Raw genomic sequence first — 20,012 nt, 5'->3', positions numbered from 1 at the left:
GATCTTGTTATTATCTTTGCCAAAGTAGTGTGAGGGTATTAACCGCGCAGCATTGCTTCGATAAAGTCTTTCCAATTACCTAACTCTTGCTCGACCATATTATTCCCCTTGAATGAACGGAGGGGATTATACGAGCAATATTTAAGCAGACAAACAGTTTATTCCGATAATGAAACCGGGATCACGCAATCTTTACCGGTAAACACGGCCTCCAGAGCTTAAATAATGGGCTTAAAATGACCCCGTGCGGCGTTGCCTGCCAGCATCAGAACGGTTAATCTTTGAAGCATAAGAAATAACCAGCGCATACAGGGATTACAAACAATGAGTTTCGACATCATCAGCAATGACGGCATCGGTTCGGTTGATTGGCAACGGCTGGCCGACATTTTAGAGCTAAGCGGCCTTAATAAACGTGACTTAAATAAGCTGCAACAGGGTTTTGAGCACAGTCAGTTCCGCTATCTGGGATACTGCGACGGTGAGTTGGTTGCCACTGCCCGCGCAATCAGTGATTTTACTTCGGCGTCCTATTTAAGCGATGTGGCAATCCACCCTGATTTTCAAGGGCGGGGTTTCGGAAAAATATTAATGGATCGTGTCATGCGAGATCTCGCGCCGTTGGGCAAGGTCATTATTTATGCTGTACCCGATAAAATTGAGTTCTATAAGCGCTTTAGCTTTCATCCTCTATTAACTGCGATGACTTACGTCGAGGGGGAAAATCTGACCCGCATGCGTCAGCTCGGCTATATTCCTCCGGCGGCATAAAAGTAAAACGCAGATATAAAGTACTGCTTATTCGAAATCGTAATTATTGATTTTTGGCATGCACATATAAACAATGAATCAAATCAATGCCGAAGTTGCAAAATATCCCCTCACCGGCGTAAAAGGCCAGCAATCTCGATACGCCTGTCGTCAAAAGTATCCACCGCCGGAAATCAGCCTGATTGATGGAGGTCTGAGGGTAGATCCAGACGATGTTTTGCAGCATTATGTAACGCATCATTTTTTCAGGCCAAAAACGCAGGCAGATAACGCCCTGCGGCCTGAAACTGGCTACTTTTCCGTCTAATTTCTCCCTTGATTGGGCGAGTTAACTTTTAGGGTACATTTGCACATGGCAGAAACATCCTCATTGACGATTTTTGGCATCAAAAATTGCGATACCGTTAAAAAAGCCCGCCGTTGGTTAGAAGAAAATGGCATTGAGGCACGCTTTCATGATTATCGCGTCGATGGCCTCGATGGCGCACTGCTGCAAAAGCTGATTGATAAACAGGGCTGGGAAGCGCTGCTCAATACGCGCGGCACAACCTGGCGCAAGCTTGCTGAATCACTGCGCGCCGCCTGTGACAACGCCGAAGCCGCCAAAGCCATCATGCTTGAGCATCCCGCCGTTATAAAACGCCCTTTTCTTCTCGCCGCCAGCGGACAATCGCTGCTCGGTTTTAAACCTGAAAGCTATGCGCAATTTGTTGCAGAGGTGAAGTAAATGATTTGTCCGGTTCTGGATCTTGCGCAGCAGCTGATTCGCCGCCCGTCCCTCAGTCCGAATGACGCAGGCTGTCAGGAAATTATGATTGCCCGTTTGCAGGCGATTGGCTTCCATATCGAAACCATGAACATTGGCGATACCCTCAATTTCTGGGCCACACGCGGTCAGGGTAAAACGCTGGCCTTCGCCGGTCATACCGACGTGGTGCCAACCGGTGATCCTTCACTGTGGATAACGCCACCGTTTGAACCAGCCCTGCGCGACGGCATGCTATTTGGTCGCGGTGCGGCAGACATGAAAGGTTCACTGGCCGCGATGGTCGTTGCCGCCGAGCGCTTTGTGGCTGCTAACCCTCATCATCAGGGCCGTCTGGCGTTCCTCATCACCTCAGACGAAGAGGCCAGCGCGGTCAACGGTACGATTAAAGTGGTTGAAGCCTTGATGGCGCGCAACGATCGTCTGGATTACTGCCTGGTAGGAGAACCTTCAAGCACCACGCGCGTTGGCGATATTGTAAAGAACGGCCGTCGCGGCTCAATGACCGCCAACCTGCAAATTCACGGCGTGCAAGGCCACGTTGCCTATCCTCATCTGGCCGATAATCCGGTGCATCGTGCCATGCCTGCGCTGAATGAGTTGGTTGCCACCGAATGGGATCGCGGTAACGAATTCTTCCCGCCGACCAGCATGCAGATTGCCAATATCAACGCGGGAACCGGCAGCAATAATGTTATTCCCGGTGAGCTGTATGTGCAGTTCAACTTCCGTTTCAGCACCGAACTCACCGATGCATTAATCAAAGAACGTGTTGCCACCCTGCTTGATAAACATCAATTAAATTATACGCTTAATTGGGTAGTTTCGGGTCAGCCGTTCCTGACGCCGCGCGGTGAACTGGTTGATGCGGTGGTCAACGCGGTGCGCCACTACAGTGAAATCACGCCTGAGCTGCAAACCACCGGCGGCACATCAGACGGTCGTTTTATTGCCCTGATGGGCGCGCAGGTGGTTGAACTGGGCCCGGTGAACTCCTCAATCCACAAAATTAATGAATGCGTGCAGGCGGCCGATTTGCAGCTTCTAAGCCGCATGTATCAGCGTATTATGGAACAGCTGGTCGGATGATAAATCACGAGATGCTGACCGGCCGCTCAACGGCACATTTGAGCGAGCTATGCGGACCCCATCGACTGCAGGCTGAGGCGGTAGACGCGTTTCACGCACTGCAATCCGCAGCGTCGCAGGCAGGGTTTACTCTGCAACCGGCCAGCACGTTTCGTGACTTCAGTCGGCAACTGGCAATCTGGAATGGAAAATTCCGCGCAGAGCGCCCAGTATTAGACAGTAACAGCCAACCGGTCGACGTAAGCCTGCTTGGCGACGCAGAGCGCGGGGAATTGATCCTGCGCTGGTCAGCGCTGCCCGGTGCCAGTCGCCATCACTGGGGCAGTGATTTGGATATTTATGACCCTAACCTGCTACCTGAAGGCAGCAAGCTGCAGCTGGAACCTTGGGAATACGAGCAAGGTGGCTATTTTTATCCGCTGACCCAATGGTTGACCGAAAATATGGCGACATTTGGCTTTTATAGACCGTTTAGCCACGACAGCGGCGGCGTGGCCGTTGAGCCGTGGCATTTGAGCTACCGTCCGCTGGCCGAGCAGTGTGAACATTTGCTGACGCCGGAGGTGCTAAAACAGGCCTGGATTGGACAAGATCTTGCCGGTTATGCATGGATAACGAGTCAGCTTGAGAGGATCTTCCAGCAATACGTTATAATTAAAGCTGTTGTAGGCAAATAGTTCTGCGAGTGCGCAGAATAACCAGTAAGGGAGCAACGTTATGGAATGGGTTAAAGATTACTGGTGGATAGTGCTGATCGTACTGGCCGGCATCATCATCAGCGGCGTTAAAGAACTTAATCGGGTCGATGTCAAAGCGTACCTCAAAGACAAGCCGGAAGTCCCGCCACATCGCGATAACAACGCTGAATGGGATGACGACGACGATTGGCCGAAGGACAAGAAAAAGTAACAGTCGCGGATTTTAACCTGCCAGGTAGCTAATAGACCTGCACTTGACGCTGTTAAAATCCGCCCGTTACCTCATCTCCTCACCGCTTATCAAAAAATTCAGCCGCGGTGCGACGCATCATAGCTGACACGTAATGTGCCTTTTTTGAACTTGGCTGACTTGATGGTTAAGTCAGCGATTTGATTAATATTGGCCAGGTGCGTTCCCCCGCACAAAATCGGCTCGGTATTTTCAATCAACGTAATCCGGGTTTCTCCCTCACGCCACGCCTTAACCTCCGCCCCGTCGCGCAGCCTTGCGGCCATTTCCTCTTCAATTTCTCTTAATGGCAAAGCGTCGACGGCTACCGCATCAGGGCCAATAGGCGAAAATTCTACCCGCGACTCTCCGGGGAAATGATGACCGGCAATTCCCTTCCATCCATACGGGTAGAGTGCAAAGTTAAGAAAATGCCCGGCCGTATGCAGTGCCGAGTTTCTCAACCTTTCCGCTGACGACACTTTCGCTTGCAGAGCTTCATTCTCCACAAACTCCAGTGGCTGTTCGGGATACAGCGCTACTAGCCCAGAAGCGTGTCGGCGAACTTTTACCGCAATATCATTGACCCAGCCGATATCAGCAGGCTGACCGCCGCCCTGAGGGTGGAAGATATTGTCTTTCAGCGCAATCCACTCGCCGTGCTCATCACTGCCGCGGGCAACGGCTTCACTCTCGATGCTGAAACAATAGGTATCTTCTAGATAGCGTGATTGCTGGGTCATGCAGGTTTCCTTTTTTGATTTTGTCCTGGAAAATTATTTAGATAATTGAGAGATTGGAGCGCAGAACCGTTCCCAGAACTCACTCTTTTGGGCATCAATCTTCCCCAATGCCGTCTGTGTTTCGCGACGACACTGCTGAATAAGGCCCTTTTTGCCGCTCAATCCAGACTGTAAAACGGCTTCGGCCATGCTTTGATCATGAAGCAACACGGCGCACAGCGTGGCTAAAGATGATGGGGATTGCGTTAACAAACGCAAAAGCGCGCTGCGACTGCCGTCGAGCGTGCGGTTAGCATAGGCAAACCCGGCAAGTTCGCGCCAATCATCGTCGTTCAGCGCCTCGTCTTGAGGAATCATTTGCTGAATATCATGCTGTTTATAAGGGTTGCCGTCATTGCAGATCCCCCCCACCTGCCACAGGGTTTGCGTGACCTCAGTGGGCAACTGCTGCCGGTTTCTGAACAGCTGCTGCACGGCCTTTTGGCAAAGTTGTTGGCCGCGCTCACTGAGCGGCAATAGGGCCATCGCGGTATAGCATCCGCTGCTTGCCTCTCGCACTCCGCCCACGCGTGCCATCTCAAAGCCGCAGCTGTGCCAAAAATGCCACAGTTCCGCGGTAAAGCCGAAACTCACCGAGAGATAATCCAGCCGAAGCTGTGCGGCAAACTGGCGCTGCTCGTTAACCAATGCCTTGGCTATGCCCTGCCTGCGCGAATCAACAGCCACCGCGATGCGGGTTATGCGTCTGGAAAGCATCTCGGCCGCTTCAGGGAAACCGCCATGCGCGGCTAAAGACTGCGCCACCAGATTGCCTCTTGGACGCCGACGACCCGCCCAAATTTCATGTGCCAAATCCGCCTCAAGACCGCCTTCATCCACCGTCCACAGTGCCGCCAATAAATGCTCATCGCGTTGGGCAATGGAAAAGGAACTGCCCGGCGCATCCATCATTCGGCGCAGGTCAAGCGGCGAGGTGCGGTAGTGGGCGCTGGTCAGCAGGTGGTAAAATGCCGCCAGCCGCTCAGGATATTTGGCCCAAACCTCGGCGGTAAAATGTAAGAAATGCAAGGGATTCACTGAACGGCTCGGGCTGGCGGCAGTGATAGACTCAGGTTCATTGAACAACAGAATATCGTCGAGCAGTAACTCGAGCGGACAGCCTTGGGCCCAGCGGATAGGCTCAAGGAGGCGCAGGTCGTGCCAGTGCGGCAGTGAGGCACAGAATTTGAGCAAAAAACCGCGCCCTGTGCCTTCATAACCCTGCACCGTAGTGGTCAGTAGCACGCGGGGGAAAGAGGTAATCAGCTGCGCAAGCAGCGGTGTAGGAATAGCGGCGGCTTCGTCAATCAATAACCAGTCGGCGTCAATCGGTGCACCCCTCTCGCAGTGTGCCAGCAGCGCATCGGGTGCCCAAAACGTCGCACCATGCTCGCCCTGCACACTCAGCATTTTTCCCGCCGCCTTACTGGGTGCGGTCATCCAGCAGGTTCCCTGCCACTGCTGCACCAACATGCCGGCGAGTGTCGATTTGCCACGACCGCGCGCGGCAGTCAGCACCCAGACGCCTGCCTGTGCCTTTAACAGTTTTTCCAAAATAGCCTGCTGCCGAGCGGTTGGGTTTCCTTGTGGCGCGGACCACGACGGCGTTGATGCAAGCAGGCAGGGAGCACAGTCTTCTCCCTGTCGCCAGATAATGGCCTGCGAGTCTGACTGCACTTTTTGAGTAAAGCGGGCAATAAACTGCGGAGTGGCAATGGCCTCAGCCTGATCACTCCAGCGCCTGCTGTCGGCATCGGGCAGTTGTGGCCAAATTTGCCACTCCGGCACCAGCATAATGAGCCAGCTTCCGGCGCGCAATACACCGCTAAACGCCGCCAGCGCCTCAACGTTCACCCCCTCTCTGGCATCAAAAACGCCGTGCAGGCACTCCTGACCCAGCAGTTGATTAACCACCTCAGGCGCTAGCGTTTTGAAGTTTGGCTGTAAATTTGGGCTAATCCACAACCAGTCGCCGATAAACGGGCGGATTATCTCTTCTACGCGCGCCTGACACCACGCAGCTTCACCACTCAAAACCAGCAGTCTGCGCACGCCCTGACGCTGCATCTGCTGCTGGCAGCGTTCTAGCTGGGCGATTAACGGCTCGTCTGCGCCTGATGGGCACTTATCGCGGTTCATCGGGTCAAGTTTTCCCCACCAGCAGCGAAAGCAAACCGGCGGCGATCAGCGGGCCAACCGGTACCCCTTTGAAAAAGGCAACGCCCAGCACCGTACCCACTAACAGTCCGGCCACCAGCTGCGGTTGTGTGCCCATTAGGGTGAGCCCACGGCCCCCGAGCCACGAAACGCCCACGCCGACCACGATAGCCGCCAGGGATTTCCAGTGCATAAACGAGTGAATCAGTGTGCTGGCACTCAGTTTGCCATTGGCAATCGGCGTCATCACACCAATAGTAAGAATAATAATTCCCAGTGTCAGACCGTATTTTTCTATCCACGGAAAGAAATTATTCAGCGGCGTAATACGGACCGTGAGCAGAAAGAACATGGCAATCGTCACGGCGGAATTGTGGCTGATAATACCTAAACCGGCGAAAACCAGCAGAATAAGCAAGGTTGGATCGAGGAAAGCCATAGTCATCCCAAAGTTATGTCATTTTTCCCAATAGCTCTCTCACCGCAGCTAAATGGCTGCGGTGAGAGATAAAGGAGATGATTATTTATTATTTTTATACGCTAGGCCAGCCGCATTTAACGACTGGCAAAGGTGTTGCACTGATCAATACGACCGCTATCATAACCGCGTTTAAACCAGTCATAGCGCTGAGCGGAAGTCCCGTGAGTGAAACTGTCCGGCACCACTCTTCCCTGACTTTGCTGCTGAAGCTTGTCGTCGCCAATGGCGCGGGCGGCATCCAGCGCCTGCTTGAGGTCACCACTTTCAAGCACCTGTTCCTGCTGCATGGCGTGACCCCAAATACCGGCAAAGCAGTCGGCCTGCAGTTCCATTTTTACCGACAGACGGTTGATTTCAGTTTGTGAGGCACCCTGCTGCATCTGACGTACTTTGTTGTCGATACCCAGCAGATTCTGCACGTGATGCCCCACTTCATGCGCCACCACATAACCCTGCGCGAAATCGCCACCGGCTCCGAGCTTGTCTCTCAGCTCTTGATAAAAGGATAAGTCGATATACACCGTACTGTCGGCAGGGCAATAAAACGGTCCCATGACCGACTGTCCCGTGCCACAGCCGGTGCGGGTGGCACCACGGTACATCACCAGTTTAGGGTCACGATAAGTCATGCCGTTTTGCTTGAATATTTGTGTCCAAACGTCCTCGGTAGAGGCTAGTATAATCGAGGTGAACTTCGCCTGACGGTCATCGTCAGGACTGATTGAGGCAGGCGTTTGCCGCTGCTGATACTGCGAAGGATTTTGAGACTGCCCACCGTCGATAAAACCGGTAAGATCAACGCCATAGTAACCGGCTATCAGCACCACAATGACAATAACGATGCCGCTTTTGCCGCGAATGGGAATGCGCATACCGCCCATACCGTTTCCGCTCTGGCCGTTGCTTTCTCCTCGGCGGTCTTCCACATTGTCGCTCTCCCGACGCCCTTGCCAACGCATATCATTCACCTCCGCTGTTTTTTACTAATCCTAGTTAACAAGGCAAAGGAATACCACAGGCGGGACGACTATTTAGGGATAGCTCAACATTTATCGTTAAAAAACGATAATTTGCACAAAAAACAACGCCCCCTCAGACGACAGCGCTAAGCCGTGTTAGCAATCTGAGGGGGCGTAATCGTTTGCGCGGTAGGGCTAAAAAAAGATTAGTCTAAATTAACACCAATACGCTTTGCGACTTCTTCATAGGCTTCGATCAGGCCGCCCAGGCTTTGACGATAACGATCTTTATCCATTTTCTCGAGCGATTTGGAATCCCATAGGCGGCTACCGTCTGGAGAGAACTCGTCACCCAGTACCACTTCGCCTTTGAACAGGCCAAACTCAAGCTTGAAATCGACCAAAATCAGACCGGCATCGCCAAAAATCTTGCTCAGCACGTTATTTGCCTTGTAGCTCAACTCTTTCATGCGTGCCAGATTCTCTTCGTTAACCCAACCGAAGGTCTTGCAATAGGATTCGTTGACCATTGGGTCGTGCTTGGCATCGTCTTTCAGGAACAGGTCAAACAGCGGTGGGTTCAGCACCAAACCTTCTTCTACGCCTAAACGCTTAACCAGTGAACCGGCGGCACGGTTGCGGATAACGCACTCAACCGGAACCATATCCAGTTTTTTCACCAGCACTTCGTTGTCTGACAGCAAACGTTCCATTTGGGTAGGAATGCCGGCTTCTTCCAACTTTTGCATAATGAAATGGTTGAATTTGTTGTTGATCATGCCTTTACGGTCGAACTGTTCAATACGTTCGCCATCCAGTGCTGACGTATCATTACGGAACTCCAAAACCAGCAGGTCTGGGTTTTCGGTGGTATAGACGGTTTTCGCCTTTCCGCGATACAACTCAGCTAACTTTTGCATCTTAACTTACTCCAGTGATATGACGTGTTGGGTAGAACTTGAATCTTAATTATTCGCCAGAAATCGGCAAATGCAAAAAGGGGCCGGAGCCCCTTCGCATATTACTTGGTTACTGCACTGCTTTGATTAAACGCCGCTTGCATCACTGCCACCATCGCATCGTTCTGTGATTGGGTCAGAGCATGTCCTTTGGGATCAAGGAACTGCAGACTACTGCGGTTATTCAGGTCGCCGAGCTGGAGTTTATATTCTCCAGACGTCAGTTCAGGGTCTTTCGCGCCCAGCGTGTCCCAGGCATCGCTGCCCAGCGGTGAGTATTTCGCGGTTAAGGTCCCCTGAGGACGGCTGCTGTCGGTCACTTTCATGCCCGCTTTAGCCAACGCGGTTGGCAGACGTTCCCAAACATTGCCGTAAGGTGCGCGAATAATCAGCACCGGCAGGCCGGTATCATCTGCGCCGCTCTGCACGTCAATCTCGCCGATTTTACGGTTGTCGAGACGGCTTTGCGCATCCTGCTGGCGTTTGCCTAGGCCGGCAGTAATCGTGTTCAGCATCTGGCTGGTATAGCGCTGCTGTTCAGCCGCAGACGTGACCGGTTTACCCTGCTGCTGAAGCTCAAGCGTTTTGACGCTCAGCGAGGTCTGATAGCCCTGCGTTTTCACGCTGATTTGATAACGACCCTGATACTGGAAGTCTTCATCTTTACGGTTCCACTGCACCACACCGGTGGTCAGTGTCTGGTTCGCGTCATCACGGTTGGCAATAGGATAACCGTTCTCTTGAACGATAGTCACCACGTTTGCCCACAGGCCGCTGTTCTGCGCGCTGTTTTCAAGCATCACAGTACCGGTATCGGTGGTGTACTGCGCACGTGAACCGTTTACCAGTGCCAAAGGCTGCAGCGGAGGACGAATGTCCAAACTTTTACCCAATGCGCCCTGAAGGCTGCCGGCCGGCACATCATACGTTCCATTCTGCAGAGGCAAAATCATGCCTTCCGGCGTTTTCAGCTCTTGCAGTGGCGTGGCTTGAAGATAGGCTTCGTCGCCGCTTACCTGACGTTTGTAACGTGAATCGTTAGAGCAGGCCGCGAGCAGCATGATCAGGGACAGACCCACAACTTTTGCTACCGTCGACTTTTGAAAACGTGGTTTTGTTAATGAATAGGTCATCAAATATCCCTAAAAGTGTTATCCCCTAAGTACTTAACGCGACCGCGCCAACTACTGCGGGTTATAGCAAACCGGCCTTATTTAGTGCGTCTTCCACTATTGGACGAGCAGCATCGGTCAACGGCGTCATCGGCAGACGCACTGTATCGGTTGCTATCAATCCCAGCGCCTTACAGGCCCATTTCACAGGGATGGGGTTTGCTTCTACAAACAAATGCTGATGCAACGGCATCAAGCGCTGATTTAAACGGCGCGCTTCGGCAAATTTGCCTTCCGCTGCCAGACGACAAAGCTCGACCATTTCGGCAGCCGCAATGTTCGCAGTTACGGAAATAACGCCCTTGCCACCCAGTTGCATGAAGTCCAGTCCGGTAAAGTCATCACCACTGAACAGGATGAAATCTTCATCATCAACCAGCACTTGGATCTGACTAACGCGACTTAAGTTCCCTGTTGCCTCTTTACAAGCAACAATATTTTTAATTTTTGCTAAACGCGCAATGGTCGCAGGCAGCATATCGCAACCGGTGCGAGACGGTACGTTGTATAAAATTTGTGGCAGTGCCGTATTTTCAGCAATGGCTTTAAAGTGCTGATAAAGGCCTTCCTGAGTCGGACGATTGTAGTAAGGCGTTACCGTCAGGCAGCCTACAACGCCGGAATTCTCAAAGCGCTTTGTTAACGCGATGGCTTCAGCGGTGGCATTTGCACCCGTTCCGGCAATGATCGGAATACGTCCGTCGGCCAGCTCCAGCGTCTGCATCACCACGTCAGCGTGCTCGTCGTGGTTCAAGGTTGCAGACTCACCGGTTGTGCCTACGGAAACGATCGCCGCAGTACCACTGGACACATGATAATCAATCAGTTTTTTTAGACTCGCGCGACAGACGGCACCTTTGTCGTCCATCGGCGTAACCAGTGCAACAATACTTCCCGTAAACATTGACCTTCCCCTCCACAAACAGGTGACTCATGGTACTTTTGACACTTGGGCAAAGCAAGCAAACAACGTGATGTAAGCGCCCACCAGACGGTTTTTTTTCTGTTTACCGACATTTTTACCACGCAGACTATTTTTTAAACGATCGTGGATTTTTATCAGCTTGAGCGTTTTTACAGTTGAAATAGTTTTTCTGTTTGCGATAGTTTTCATGTCTGCGATAGTAAGCCCTACAACAGGGCATGACAGGAAGGGCTATTTTGTCACAACCACAACAACATTATCTGGTTATCACCGCGCTGGGTGCCGACAGGCCTGGCATTGTGAATACCATTACTCGCCAGGTGAGCAGCTGCGGTTGTAATATTGAAGACAGCCGCCTCGCCATGCTGGGTGAGGAATTTACCTTTATCATGTTCCTCTCGGGCAGTTGGAATGCCATCACGCTTATCGAGTCAACGCTGCCGCAAAAAGGCGCTGAGCTTGAACTGCTTATTGTGATGAAAAGAACCAGCGCGTCCGAACGACCGCCGATGCCGGCCACCGTTTGGGTCAAAGTAGAGGTTAAGGATTCACCGCACCTGATTGAGCGTTTTACCAACCTTTTTCATACGCATCAGATGAATATTGCCGAACTTGCGTCTAAAACTACGCCAGCTGAAGGCTCGCGCAGCGCGCAATTGTCTATTCAAATCACGGCGCACAGTCCGGCAAATACTGATGCAGCGATTATTGAGCAAGCGTTTCACCAGCTATGTACAGAATTGAATGCACAAGGCAGTATTAACGTCGTCAGCTATTCACAGCCTGCAGATAAACATAATGATGGAGAAAAATAATGAGCCCACTGAAAGCCGGAGATACAGCGCCGCAGTTCAGTTTGCCTGATCAAGACGGTGAACAAATTAATCTGGCCGACTTCCAGGGACAGAGAGTCCTGGTCTATTTCTATCCGAAGGCCATGACGCCAGGCTGTACCGTACAAGCCTGTGGCCTACGCGACAACATGGATCAACTGAAAGAAGTTGGCGTGGAAGTTCTAGGGATCAGCACCGATAAGCCAGAAAAACTGTCTAAATTCGCAGAAAAAGAGCTTTTGAACTTCACGCTGCTTTCAGATGAAGATCACAAGGTCTGTGAGGCGTTTGGCGTGTGGGGTGAGAAATCCTTTATGGGTAAAACCTATGACGGCATTCACCGCATCAGCTTCCTGCTCGACGGCAACGGCAAGGTTGAAAAAGTCTTTGATGACTTCAAAACCAGCAATCACCACGACATCGTACTGGCTTACGTAACGGGTCAATAAGGGCGGCAACGCATTGACCCTTACCCGGTCAGTGAATAAACCCCTTCTCTCTTTTACGGGGTTGAAGTGAGCGGTGAGTATGCCCCTTCCCTCGTTCACGGGAGAAGGATGGGATCGGGGAGTAAGCGACCAATAAATCAGTCATTTTATGGCCAATTCTTTAAATTGGAGTCGCTTATTTCCCCACCCTACCCCTCCCAATAAATGGGCGAGGGTTTTTAGCTTTGATCAATTTCTTCGTTAAGCAGTTCATCCGGCCATGCGTGATATACCGCCTTCACCAACGTCGCGAGTGGAATGGCAAAGAACACGCCCCAGAACCCCCACAGTCCGCCAAAAATCACTACCGCCAGAATAATCACCAGCGGATGCAGGTTCACCGCTTCAGAGAACAGCAAAGGCACCAGCAGATTGCCGTCAAGCCCTTGAACGACCAGATAGGCAATAACCAGCGTCCAGAAATCAGCGCCGATCCCCCACTGGAATAACGCCACCACGAATACCGGAATTGTCACCAGCATGGCACCAATATAAGGAATAAGCACCGAAAAACCGACCAGCACCGCCAACAGCAGCGAATAGCGCATGTCCATAAAGAAGAACACCAGATAGGTCGCGAAGCCGACGATAATCATCTCAAGCACTTTGCCGCGAATGTAGTTGGTGATTTGCTGATTCATTTCTGTCCACACCAAGCCTGCCAAACCGCGGTCTCTTGGCAGCACGCGGCGTACCGCACTTAGCATCTGGTCTTTGTCCTTAAGCAGAAAAAACACCATTAATGGCACAATAACCAGGTAAATCGCCAGCGTCAGTATCCCTACCAGCGAGGCCAGTGAATATTTCACCACCGACTCACCGGCACCTGAAAGTTTAGCCCGCAGGTTGTCGGTCATCATGTCGATAATGCCTGCATCGACCAGCGCCGGATATCGTTTAGGCAAGGTAGCCGCCAGCGCATAGAAGCGGTTAAGCATGCTCGGCAGATCAGCCAGTAAATTTACCCCCTGCTGCCAGGTCAGCGGTGCAATGACAAACACCATCAGCATGACAATACCGGTAAATATAATGAACACGATACTGACCGAAAGCGTGCGCGAACAGCCGAGATTTTGCAGGCGAACGGTGGGCCACTCAAGCAGATAGGCGAGTACGATCGCCACCAGCAACGGTGCCAGAATACCGTTGAGAAAATAGAGAATACAGAAACCGACCACCAGAATCGCCAGTAGCGCTATAGCCTGCGGGTCAGTGAATCGACGGCGGTACCATTGTAATAACATCTCGAGCATCAGTGCTAACTCCTAAATTCCATTACCCTATCGCCGACGCATATGCCGCAGATAAATCAGGTACAGTGGTTCCAATATTGCATCGCTTAGATAAAATAGGGAACATCAGTGTTATGTGCGAAACAACAAAACGTGATGCTACTCTGACCTCAGTCAACCCGTAGCCGAACCTTATCACGGATGAACGGCTCAAGGTCTTTTGCAAAGCAAACTTGGCCTATGTTTAACAAAGGGTTTCACGGCGAGGCGGTTAAAAATGAAGTTGAGAAAGAGAGCAGCGCGTTTTATCACCACCGGCCTAATGGTTACCACGCTGAGCGCAGGTGTGCCATTTTATGCCAAAGCGGACAGCGCCGATCTTTTGCCCGATATGGGCACCACGGCGGGCGGCACGCTGACTATCGATCAAGAGCTGCAAATGGGCGATTTTTATGTCCGTCAGCTTCGGGGCAGCGCGCCGCTTATCAATGATCCTCTGCTTAATGAGTATATTAATCAGCTAGGACAGCGGCTAGTTGCTCACGCCTACTCCGTACGTTTTCCGTTTCATTTCTTCATCGTTAACAATGATGAACTCAACGCCTTCGCCTTCTTTGGCGGCAACGTGGTGCTGCACTCGGCAATATTTCGCTATACCGACAACGAGAGCCAGCTCGCATCTGTTTTAGCGCATGAAATTTCACACGTTACCCAGCGCCATCTTGCGCGCGCAATGGAAGACCAAAAACGTAAATCTCCGCTGACCTGGGTCGGTGTACTAGGTTCCATCCTGTTGACCATGGCCAGTCCGCAGGCCGGTATGGCAGGACTCACCGGCACGCTGGCAGGCACGCAGCAGGGTATGATCAGCTTTACACGATCGAATGAAGAAGAGGCCGATCGCATCGGTTTGCAAGTGCTACAGCGTTCAGGGTTTGATCCCGAGGCGATGCCAAACTTCCTGCAGAAACTTGCCGACCAGTCGCGCTACTCCAGCAAACCGCCGGAAATGCTGCTCACTCATCCCCTGCCCGATAGCCGACTTTCTGACGCCCGCAATCGTGCAAACCAGATGCCACGCATAGTCTTGCAGTCTTCACAGGATTTTCTGTTCGCCAAAGTCCGCATATTGGGCATGTATGGCACGGAGGATCATCCGCTAACCGACGACTATCTCAAGCAGCTTAGCCAAGGCAACGTGCGTGAACAAAATGCCGCGCAGTATGGCAAGGCAATGCTTTTCTATAAGGCCAAAAGTAATACTCAGGCCAGAAATATCCTCGAGCCGATGCTCATTAAAGACCCGGGTAATATCTGGTACCTCGATTTACTGACCGATATCGATATCGATCAGAAACGCGCTCCGCAGGCTATTGCACGACTCGAAAAGGTCAATGCCGCGACCAGTAAAGACGCTGTGCTACAGTTGAACTTGGCCAATGCCTATATTGAAGGGGGTCAGTTTGCCAAGGCCAGCCGGCTACTTTATCGCTACACTTATGCTCATCAGGACGATCCTAACGGATGGGATTTGCTGACACAGGCCGTTGCGGAGCAAGGTCTTCGCGCGCAGGAACTGGCCGCACGTGCTGAAAGTATGGCGTTAGTCGGTCGTCTCGATCAGTCCATCAGCATGCTGAGCAATGCCAGCGCGCTGTCAAAACTTGGCAGTCTCGATCAGGCTCGCTACGACGCCCGCATTGACCAGCTGCGCCAATTGCAAAAACGCTTCCAGCAATATCAGAAAGGCTGACCTAATCGTGACTATTTCTCAGTCAATGCTGGAGCAAAATAAGGAGATATTTATGAAGCACGATGTCGCTATCTATCACAACCCGCGATGCAGCAAGAGCCGTGAGACGTTAAAGCTGCTAGAAGAAAAAGGCATCAAGCCTGACGTTATCCTCTATCTCGAGACGCCGCCCTCCCTCGATACCCTGAAAAAATTGCAGCAGGAGCTGGGCTTTACCTCCGCCAGAGAGATGATGCGTACCAAAGAAGAGGTTTATAAGGAGTTGAAACTTGAGGATAAAAGCCTGAGCGATGAGCAGCTCCTGCAGGCCGTTGCCGACAGTCCGCGCCTGCTTGAACGCCCGATTGTGGTGAAAAAAGGTAAAGCGCGCCTGGGCCGTCCGCCCGAGCAGGTGCTGGAGATCCTCTAACGCTTTGCAGACCTTGGGGATTAGAGGCTGAGGGTCTCTTTAACAAAAGGGATAGTCAGTTTGCGCTGCGCCGTGATTGAGGCCCTGTCGAGCTGGTCGAGGGTCATAAACAGCGTTCTCATCTCGCGATCCAGACGTTTTAACAGGAAACGTCCTACGTCCTCCGGCAGCTCAAAGCCGCGCAGTTTAGATCGCAGTTGCAACGCCTGGAGTTTTTCTTCGTCAGACAGCGGCTGCAGACGATAGATTTGCCCCCAGTCAAGGCGCGAAGCCAGGTCAGGCAGGCCAAGATTCAGCTGACGCGGCGGGCGATCGCCGGTAATAAACAGACGTGTACGGCCGGTTTCGAGAATTCGGTTATAGAGGTGGAAAACGGCCGCTTCCCAAGCTTCGTCACCGGCAATGCCTTCAATGTTATCAATGCACACCAGTGCAAGTTGCTCCATTCCGTCGAGTACTTCAGGCACAAAATAAGCGCGTTTGTCTAAAGGAACATAGCCGACAGCCTCGCCGCGCAGCGAAAGTTCTGCGCAGGCTGCGTGCAGCAGATGACTGCGTCCCCCGCCTTCTCGCGACCAGAAATAGACATAAGTGCCGTGTTCCTGCTGCAGCGCGGTTTGAATAGCGGAGAGCAGCGAGGTGTTCTCCCCCGGATAAAAACTGGCAAAGGTTTCGTCATCGGGAAGATAAAGTGGCAGGGAAAGCTGTGCCGGCGTATTCAGAAGCACCTCAACCAAAACTGGCGAATAATAAAACGTCAGGGCAAATAATTAATCACAGAATTCTATCATAGGATCCGTGAAGAATTGAACTTTAGGTACGCTAAACGCTGGTTAAGCGAGCGACTTACCGGGCAAAACAGCGTTTGCCCGGTAAAACCTGCCTGAGTTTAGCGAAAACTTGTATTAAACGGTCGGTGTATTACGATCGTCCGGCACGTCAATGATCTCTTCTTCGCCACGATAAACTTCGCTCACTTTAAACAGCAGGCTCAGGAAAACGCCGACTAGGGTGGCCAGCGCCATGCCCTTGAGTTCTGTGGCGCCGATGTGCACTTTTGCCCCGCTCACGCCGATAATCAGCACTATTGAGGTTAGGATCAGGTTCTTGGGTTTGCTGTAGTCCACTTTAGATTCGACTAATACGCGGACTCCCGAGGCGGCAATCACACCGTACAGCAGCAGCGACACGCCGCCCATCACCGGAAGCGGCACGGCCTCAATCGCCGCAGCCAGCTTACCGATGCAAGAAAGCAGGATAGCCAAAATCGCCGCGCCGCCGATAACCCAAGTGCTGTAAACCTTGGTTATCGCCATCACGCCAATGTTTTCACCGTAGGTGGTATTAGGCGTGGAGCCAAAACAACCGGAGAGAATGGTTGAGAGTCCGTTTGCTAGCATTGAACGATGCAGGCCTGGGTCACGCAGCAGATCTTTCTTGACGATGTTAGCGGTGACCACCAAATGTCCGACGTTTTCAGCCATCACCACCAGCGCCGCCGGGATAATGGTCAGAATCGCCGCCCACTCGAATCGCGGGGTATAAAAGGTAGGTAAGGCAAACCAATCCGCCTGCTCAATGGAGGCGACGTTGACCACGCCCATAAAATACGACAGCGCATAGCCGACCAGCACGCCGATAAGCACCGGAATAATCGCCAGAAAACCGCGAAAAAGTGCCGAGCCAAGCACCGTCACCGACAGTGTGACCACGGAGATAATTACCGTAGTGTTGTCAATCGCTGCGCCGTCTGCTGGAAGCAGTCCGGCCATTTTCGCTGCCACGCCAGCCAGTTCAAGTCCGACTACCGCCACAATCGCGCCCATCGCCGCCGGAGGAAACATCACGTTTATCCAGCCTATACCGGCTTTTTTGACAAACAGCGCCATCACACAAAACAGGATGCCGCAGACAATAAAGCCGCCCAATGCCGCCTCGTACCCCATCGGTAACAATAGCAACACCGGTGAAATAAACGCGAAGCTCGACCCAAGATAGGCCGGAATTTTACCTTTACAGATAAAGAGGTAAAGCAGAGTACCAATGCCGTTGAACAGCAGCACGGTGGCTGGATTGATTTTAAAAAGTATCGGCACCAGCACGGTTGCGCCAAACATGGCAAACAGATGTTGAAAACTGAGGGGGATCATCTGCAAAAGGGGTGGACGTTCGCTGACCTCAATAACTCGTCGTGTCATATAGTTATCCTATCAAAAAATATCACGCTAAAAAAAATCAAAAAAAAGCCGACTTCTCAGTCGGCTAATACTTACTTGGTACCAAATATTTTATCGCCTGCGTCACCGAGGCCCGGGATAATGTATCCCTTGTCGTTTAGCCCCTGGTCAATCGAGGCGGTGTACAGCTCAACGTTTGGGTGCGCCTTCTCGAGGGCGGCAATCCCTTCCGGTGCTGCAACCAGCACCAGCACTTTAATGCTTTGGCAGCCGGCTTTTTTCAGCAGATCGATAGTGGCAATCATTGAACCCCCGGTCGCCAGCATCGGGTCAACCACCAGCGCCATGCGTTCCTCTATATTTGAGGCCAGCTTCTGGAAGTAAGGTACCGGCAGCAGCGTTTCTTCGTCGCGGTACACGCCGACAACGCTGATGCGTGCACTTGGCACATGTTCCAATACGCCTTCCATCATGCCCAAACCCGCACGCAGAATAGGCACTACGGTGATTTTCTTGCCTTTAATCTGTTCAATTTCAACCGGACCGTTCCAACCTTCGATGGTCACCTTCTCAGTTTGAAGGTCTGCGGTTGCTTCATAGGTCAGTAAACTGCCTACCTCAGAAGCCAGTTCGCGAAAGCGTTTTGTGCTGATGTCATTTTCACGCATCAGTCCCAGCTTGTGTTTTACCAGCGGGTGTTTCACTTCAACGATCTTCATTTTTCTCTCTCTCCTAAGGCTGCTGACCAAAAAAATCGCGTGATTATAACGCCTTTTATTTTCAACGCCAGCGCCAATAACTGATACTGATCGACAGTATAGACTGATGCAGATCAAGGAATTTGCACAAAGCACCCAAAATTTATTTTCTCAACGTATTCCAAGTATAGAGAGATAAACATAACGAGACCTCTCGCAAACGTTTGCCTGCGCTGTTAGAATTAGCGCGCTTCAAGCTTCCAGTTTTTAACAACAACCACAAAACGCATACGTCGTGGGGATTCCGCAGTGACCGAAAAGACCTCTCTCAGCTATAAAGACGCAGGTGTGGATATTGATGCAGGTAACGCATTGGTAGACCGCATTAAAGGTGTAGTAAAACAGACTCGCCGTCCAGAAGTCATGGGTGGACTGGGTGGTTTTGGTGCCCTGTGCGCGCTGCCGCAAAAATATCGTGAACCCGTGCTGGTTTCGGGAACCGACGGCGTTGGCACCAAGCTGCGTCTGGCAATGGATTTAAAACGCCACGATACCATTGGTATCGATTTGGTCGCCATGTGTGTGAATGACTTGGTTGTTCAGGGCGCAGAGCCACTGTTCTTCCTGGACTATTACGCGACGGGCAAACTGGATGTGGATACCGCAGCCAGCGTTATCACCGGCATCGCCGAAGGCTGCCTGCAGTCTGGCTGTGCATTGGTCGGGGGCGAAACCGCAGAAATGCCGGGCATGTACCACGGTGATGATTACGACGTCGCAGGATTCTGCGTTGGCGTGGTTGAAAAATCAGAAATTATTGACGGCAGCAAAGTGCAGGACGGCGACGTTCTGGTTGCGCTGGCTTCAAGTGGCCCGCACTCAAACGGCTACTCTCTGGTTCGCAAAATTCTCGAAGTCAGCAAGGCCGATCCTTTGACCACCCGTCTGGCGGATAAAACTCTGGCCGACCACCTCCTTGAACCGACTAAAATCTACGTAAAATCAATCCTTAAACTGATTGAAAACGTTGAAGTTCACGCAATCTGTCACCTGACCGGTGGCGGCTTCTGGGAAAACATCCCGCGCGTATTGCCAGAAAACACCCAGGCAATTATCGATGAATCAAGCTGGAAATGGCCGGACGTGTTCGGCTGGTTACAGCAAAATGGCAACGTCAGCAGCCACGAAATGTACCGCACGTTCAACTGCGGCGTGGGCATGCTGGTTGCATTGCCAGCAGAGTTGGCTGATCAAGCTATTGCCCTGCTCAATGACAACGGCGAACAAGCCTGGGTTATCGGCAGTATTAAAGCTTCCGACTCAGAAGAACGCGTTATCATTAAATAACTAAAATTTGCTACAACGTTAATGCAGGTAAATTCTTTACCGAGCTTTTGGCGTTGTAGCAAGGCCGCGAGCCTGCGGATCCCGATG

The 20,012-nt window shown here is 51.9% G+C and carries 24 protein-coding genes; 11 read left to right on the top strand and 13 right to left on the bottom strand.

The features are described 5' to 3' along the window. Positions 1-38: 38 nt before the first annotated feature. Positions 39-98: a protein YpfM gene (ypfM, locus tag GA565_RS07070; RefSeq protein ID WP_139804174.1), complete on the bottom strand. Its 60-nt coding sequence runs from the start codon at positions 96-98 to the stop codon at positions 39-41. 226 nt (positions 99-324) lie between these two features. Between ypfM and GA565_RS07065 the strand changes: the two genes are divergently transcribed. The 6 genes from GA565_RS07065 to GA565_RS07040 all read left to right on the top strand — a co-directional run bounded on the left by GA565_RS07065 (position 325) and on the right by GA565_RS07040 (position 3,535). After that, positions 325-771, top strand: coding sequence for a GNAT family N-acetyltransferase (locus GA565_RS07065; RefSeq protein WP_152197897.1), 447 nt, complete (start codon positions 325-327; stop codon positions 769-771). 73 nt (positions 772-844) lie between these two features. Then, on the top strand, positions 845-1,078 hold the full coding sequence (locus tag GA565_RS07060) for a hypothetical protein (RefSeq protein ID WP_152197896.1): 234 nt from the start codon (positions 845-847) through the stop codon (positions 1,076-1,078). Positions 1,079-1,123: 45 nt separating this feature from the next. Then, positions 1,124-1,498, top strand: a complete 375-nt coding sequence (locus GA565_RS07055; RefSeq protein ID WP_152197895.1) for an ArsC family reductase — start codon at positions 1,124-1,126, stop codon at positions 1,496-1,498. Next, entirely contained in the window at positions 1,499-2,626 is a 1,128-nt protein-coding gene (gene dapE, locus GA565_RS07050) for a succinyl-diaminopimelate desuccinylase (RefSeq protein WP_152197894.1), read from the top strand. Next, positions 2,623-3,303: a M15 family metallopeptidase gene (locus GA565_RS07045; protein WP_152197893.1), complete on the top strand. Its 681-nt coding sequence runs from the start codon at positions 2,623-2,625 to the stop codon at positions 3,301-3,303. Before dapE ends, GA565_RS07045 begins: the two co-directional genes overlap by 4 nt. A gap of 40 nt (positions 3,304-3,343) precedes the next feature. Further along, positions 3,344-3,535, top strand: coding sequence for a YpfN family protein (locus GA565_RS07040; RefSeq protein WP_152197892.1), 192 nt, complete (start codon positions 3,344-3,346; stop codon positions 3,533-3,535). Between the two features lie 98 nt (positions 3,536-3,633). Here the strand turns inward: GA565_RS07040 and GA565_RS07035 are convergent, their stop codons facing one another. From GA565_RS07035 to GA565_RS07000, 8 genes are all read right to left on the bottom strand, one after another. Then, entirely contained in the window at positions 3,634-4,296 is a 663-nt protein-coding gene (locus GA565_RS07035) for a hypothetical protein (protein WP_152197891.1), read from the bottom strand. A gap of 33 nt (positions 4,297-4,329) precedes the next feature. After that, positions 4,330-6,402, bottom strand: coding sequence for a tRNA(Met) cytidine acetyltransferase TmcA (locus tag GA565_RS07030; protein ID WP_152201350.1), 2,073 nt, complete (start codon positions 6,400-6,402; stop codon positions 4,330-4,332). A 76-nt stretch (positions 6,403-6,478) separates the two neighbouring features. Further along, positions 6,479-6,931 carry a DUF441 domain-containing protein gene (locus GA565_RS07025; protein WP_152197890.1) on the bottom strand — a complete coding sequence of 151 codons (453 nt, stop codon included), beginning with the start codon at positions 6,929-6,931 and terminating at the stop codon, positions 6,479-6,481. Between the two features lie 116 nt (positions 6,932-7,047). Further along, positions 7,048-7,932, bottom strand: a complete 885-nt coding sequence (locus GA565_RS07020) for a neutral zinc metallopeptidase (protein ID WP_152197889.1) — start codon at positions 7,930-7,932, stop codon at positions 7,048-7,050. Between the two features lie 206 nt (positions 7,933-8,138). Then, on the bottom strand, positions 8,139-8,852 hold the full coding sequence (gene purC, locus GA565_RS07015; RefSeq protein WP_152197888.1) for a phosphoribosylaminoimidazolesuccinocarboxamide synthase: 714 nt from the start codon (positions 8,850-8,852) through the stop codon (positions 8,139-8,141). Positions 8,853-8,953: 101 nt separating this feature from the next. Continuing rightward, positions 8,954-10,024: an outer membrane protein assembly factor BamC gene (bamC, locus tag GA565_RS07010; RefSeq protein WP_152197887.1), complete on the bottom strand. Its 1,071-nt coding sequence runs from the start codon at positions 10,022-10,024 to the stop codon at positions 8,954-8,956. Between the two features lie 61 nt (positions 10,025-10,085). Continuing rightward, complete coding sequence (gene dapA, locus GA565_RS07005; protein WP_055781808.1) at positions 10,086-10,967, bottom strand: 4-hydroxy-tetrahydrodipicolinate synthase; 882 nt, start codon at positions 10,965-10,967, stop codon at positions 10,086-10,088. Positions 10,968-10,994: 27 nt separating this feature from the next. Beyond that, on the bottom strand, positions 10,995-11,177 hold the full coding sequence (locus tag GA565_RS07000; RefSeq protein ID WP_152197886.1) for a hypothetical protein: 183 nt from the start codon (positions 11,175-11,177) through the stop codon (positions 10,995-10,997). A gap of 47 nt (positions 11,178-11,224) precedes the next feature. On the opposite strand from GA565_RS07000, the gene GA565_RS06995 reads away from it, so the two are divergent. Both GA565_RS06995 and bcp read left to right on the top strand, forming a co-directional pair. Further along, on the top strand, positions 11,225-11,803 hold the full coding sequence (locus GA565_RS06995; RefSeq protein ID WP_084984484.1) for a glycine cleavage system transcriptional repressor: 579 nt from the start codon (positions 11,225-11,227) through the stop codon (positions 11,801-11,803). Further along, the gene (gene bcp / locus GA565_RS06990) at positions 11,803-12,270 is read left to right on the top strand and encodes a thioredoxin-dependent thiol peroxidase (protein WP_055781799.1); all 468 of its coding nucleotides are present in this window, start codon (positions 11,803-11,805) and stop codon (positions 12,268-12,270) included. The genes GA565_RS06995 and bcp overlap by 1 nt, the downstream gene beginning before the upstream one ends. 218 nt (positions 12,271-12,488) lie before the next feature. Here bcp and GA565_RS06985 read toward each other — a convergent pair whose 3' ends face one another. Beyond that, positions 12,489-13,562 carry an AI-2E family transporter gene (locus GA565_RS06985; RefSeq protein ID WP_152197885.1) on the bottom strand — a complete coding sequence of 358 codons (1,074 nt, stop codon included), beginning with the start codon at positions 13,560-13,562 and terminating at the stop codon, positions 12,489-12,491. Positions 13,563-13,863: 301 nt separating this feature from the next. On the opposite strand from GA565_RS06985, the gene GA565_RS06980 reads away from it, so the two are divergent. Further along, entirely contained in the window at positions 13,864-15,294 is a 1,431-nt protein-coding gene (locus tag GA565_RS06980) for a M48 family metallopeptidase (RefSeq protein WP_152201348.1), read from the top strand. 52 nt (positions 15,295-15,346) lie between these two features. Further along, on the top strand, positions 15,347-15,703 hold the full coding sequence (gene arsC / locus GA565_RS06975; protein ID WP_152197884.1) for an arsenate reductase (glutaredoxin): 357 nt from the start codon (positions 15,347-15,349) through the stop codon (positions 15,701-15,703). A gap of 20 nt (positions 15,704-15,723) precedes the next feature. Here the strand turns inward: arsC and hda are convergent, their stop codons facing one another. The 3 genes from hda to upp all read right to left on the bottom strand — a co-directional run bounded on the left by hda (position 15,724) and on the right by upp (position 18,599). Beyond that, the gene (hda, locus tag GA565_RS06970) at positions 15,724-16,431 is read right to left on the bottom strand and encodes a DnaA inactivator Hda (RefSeq protein WP_055781785.1); all 708 of its coding nucleotides are present in this window, start codon (positions 16,429-16,431) and stop codon (positions 15,724-15,726) included. A gap of 177 nt (positions 16,432-16,608) precedes the next feature. After that, positions 16,609-17,901 (bottom strand): uracil permease, encoded by a 1,293-nt coding sequence (gene uraA, locus GA565_RS06965; protein WP_152197883.1) that lies wholly within the window; start codon positions 17,899-17,901, stop codon positions 16,609-16,611. Positions 17,902-17,972: 71 nt separating this feature from the next. Then, complete coding sequence (upp, locus tag GA565_RS06960) at positions 17,973-18,599, bottom strand: uracil phosphoribosyltransferase (RefSeq protein ID WP_152197882.1); 627 nt, start codon at positions 18,597-18,599, stop codon at positions 17,973-17,975. A 288-nt stretch (positions 18,600-18,887) separates the two neighbouring features. On the opposite strand from upp, the gene purM reads away from it, so the two are divergent. Next, entirely contained in the window at positions 18,888-19,925 is a 1,038-nt protein-coding gene (gene purM / locus GA565_RS06955) for a phosphoribosylformylglycinamidine cyclo-ligase (protein ID WP_152197881.1), read from the top strand. Positions 19,926-20,012: the final 87 nt, after the last annotated feature.

This window comes from Rouxiella sp. S1S-2 (assembly GCF_009208105.1).
Taxonomy (GTDB): Bacteria; Pseudomonadota; Gammaproteobacteria; order Enterobacterales; family Enterobacteriaceae; genus Rouxiella.
The sequence above is the reverse complement of the archived record's forward strand: the minus strand, read 5'-3'. Positions and strand labels throughout refer to the sequence as shown.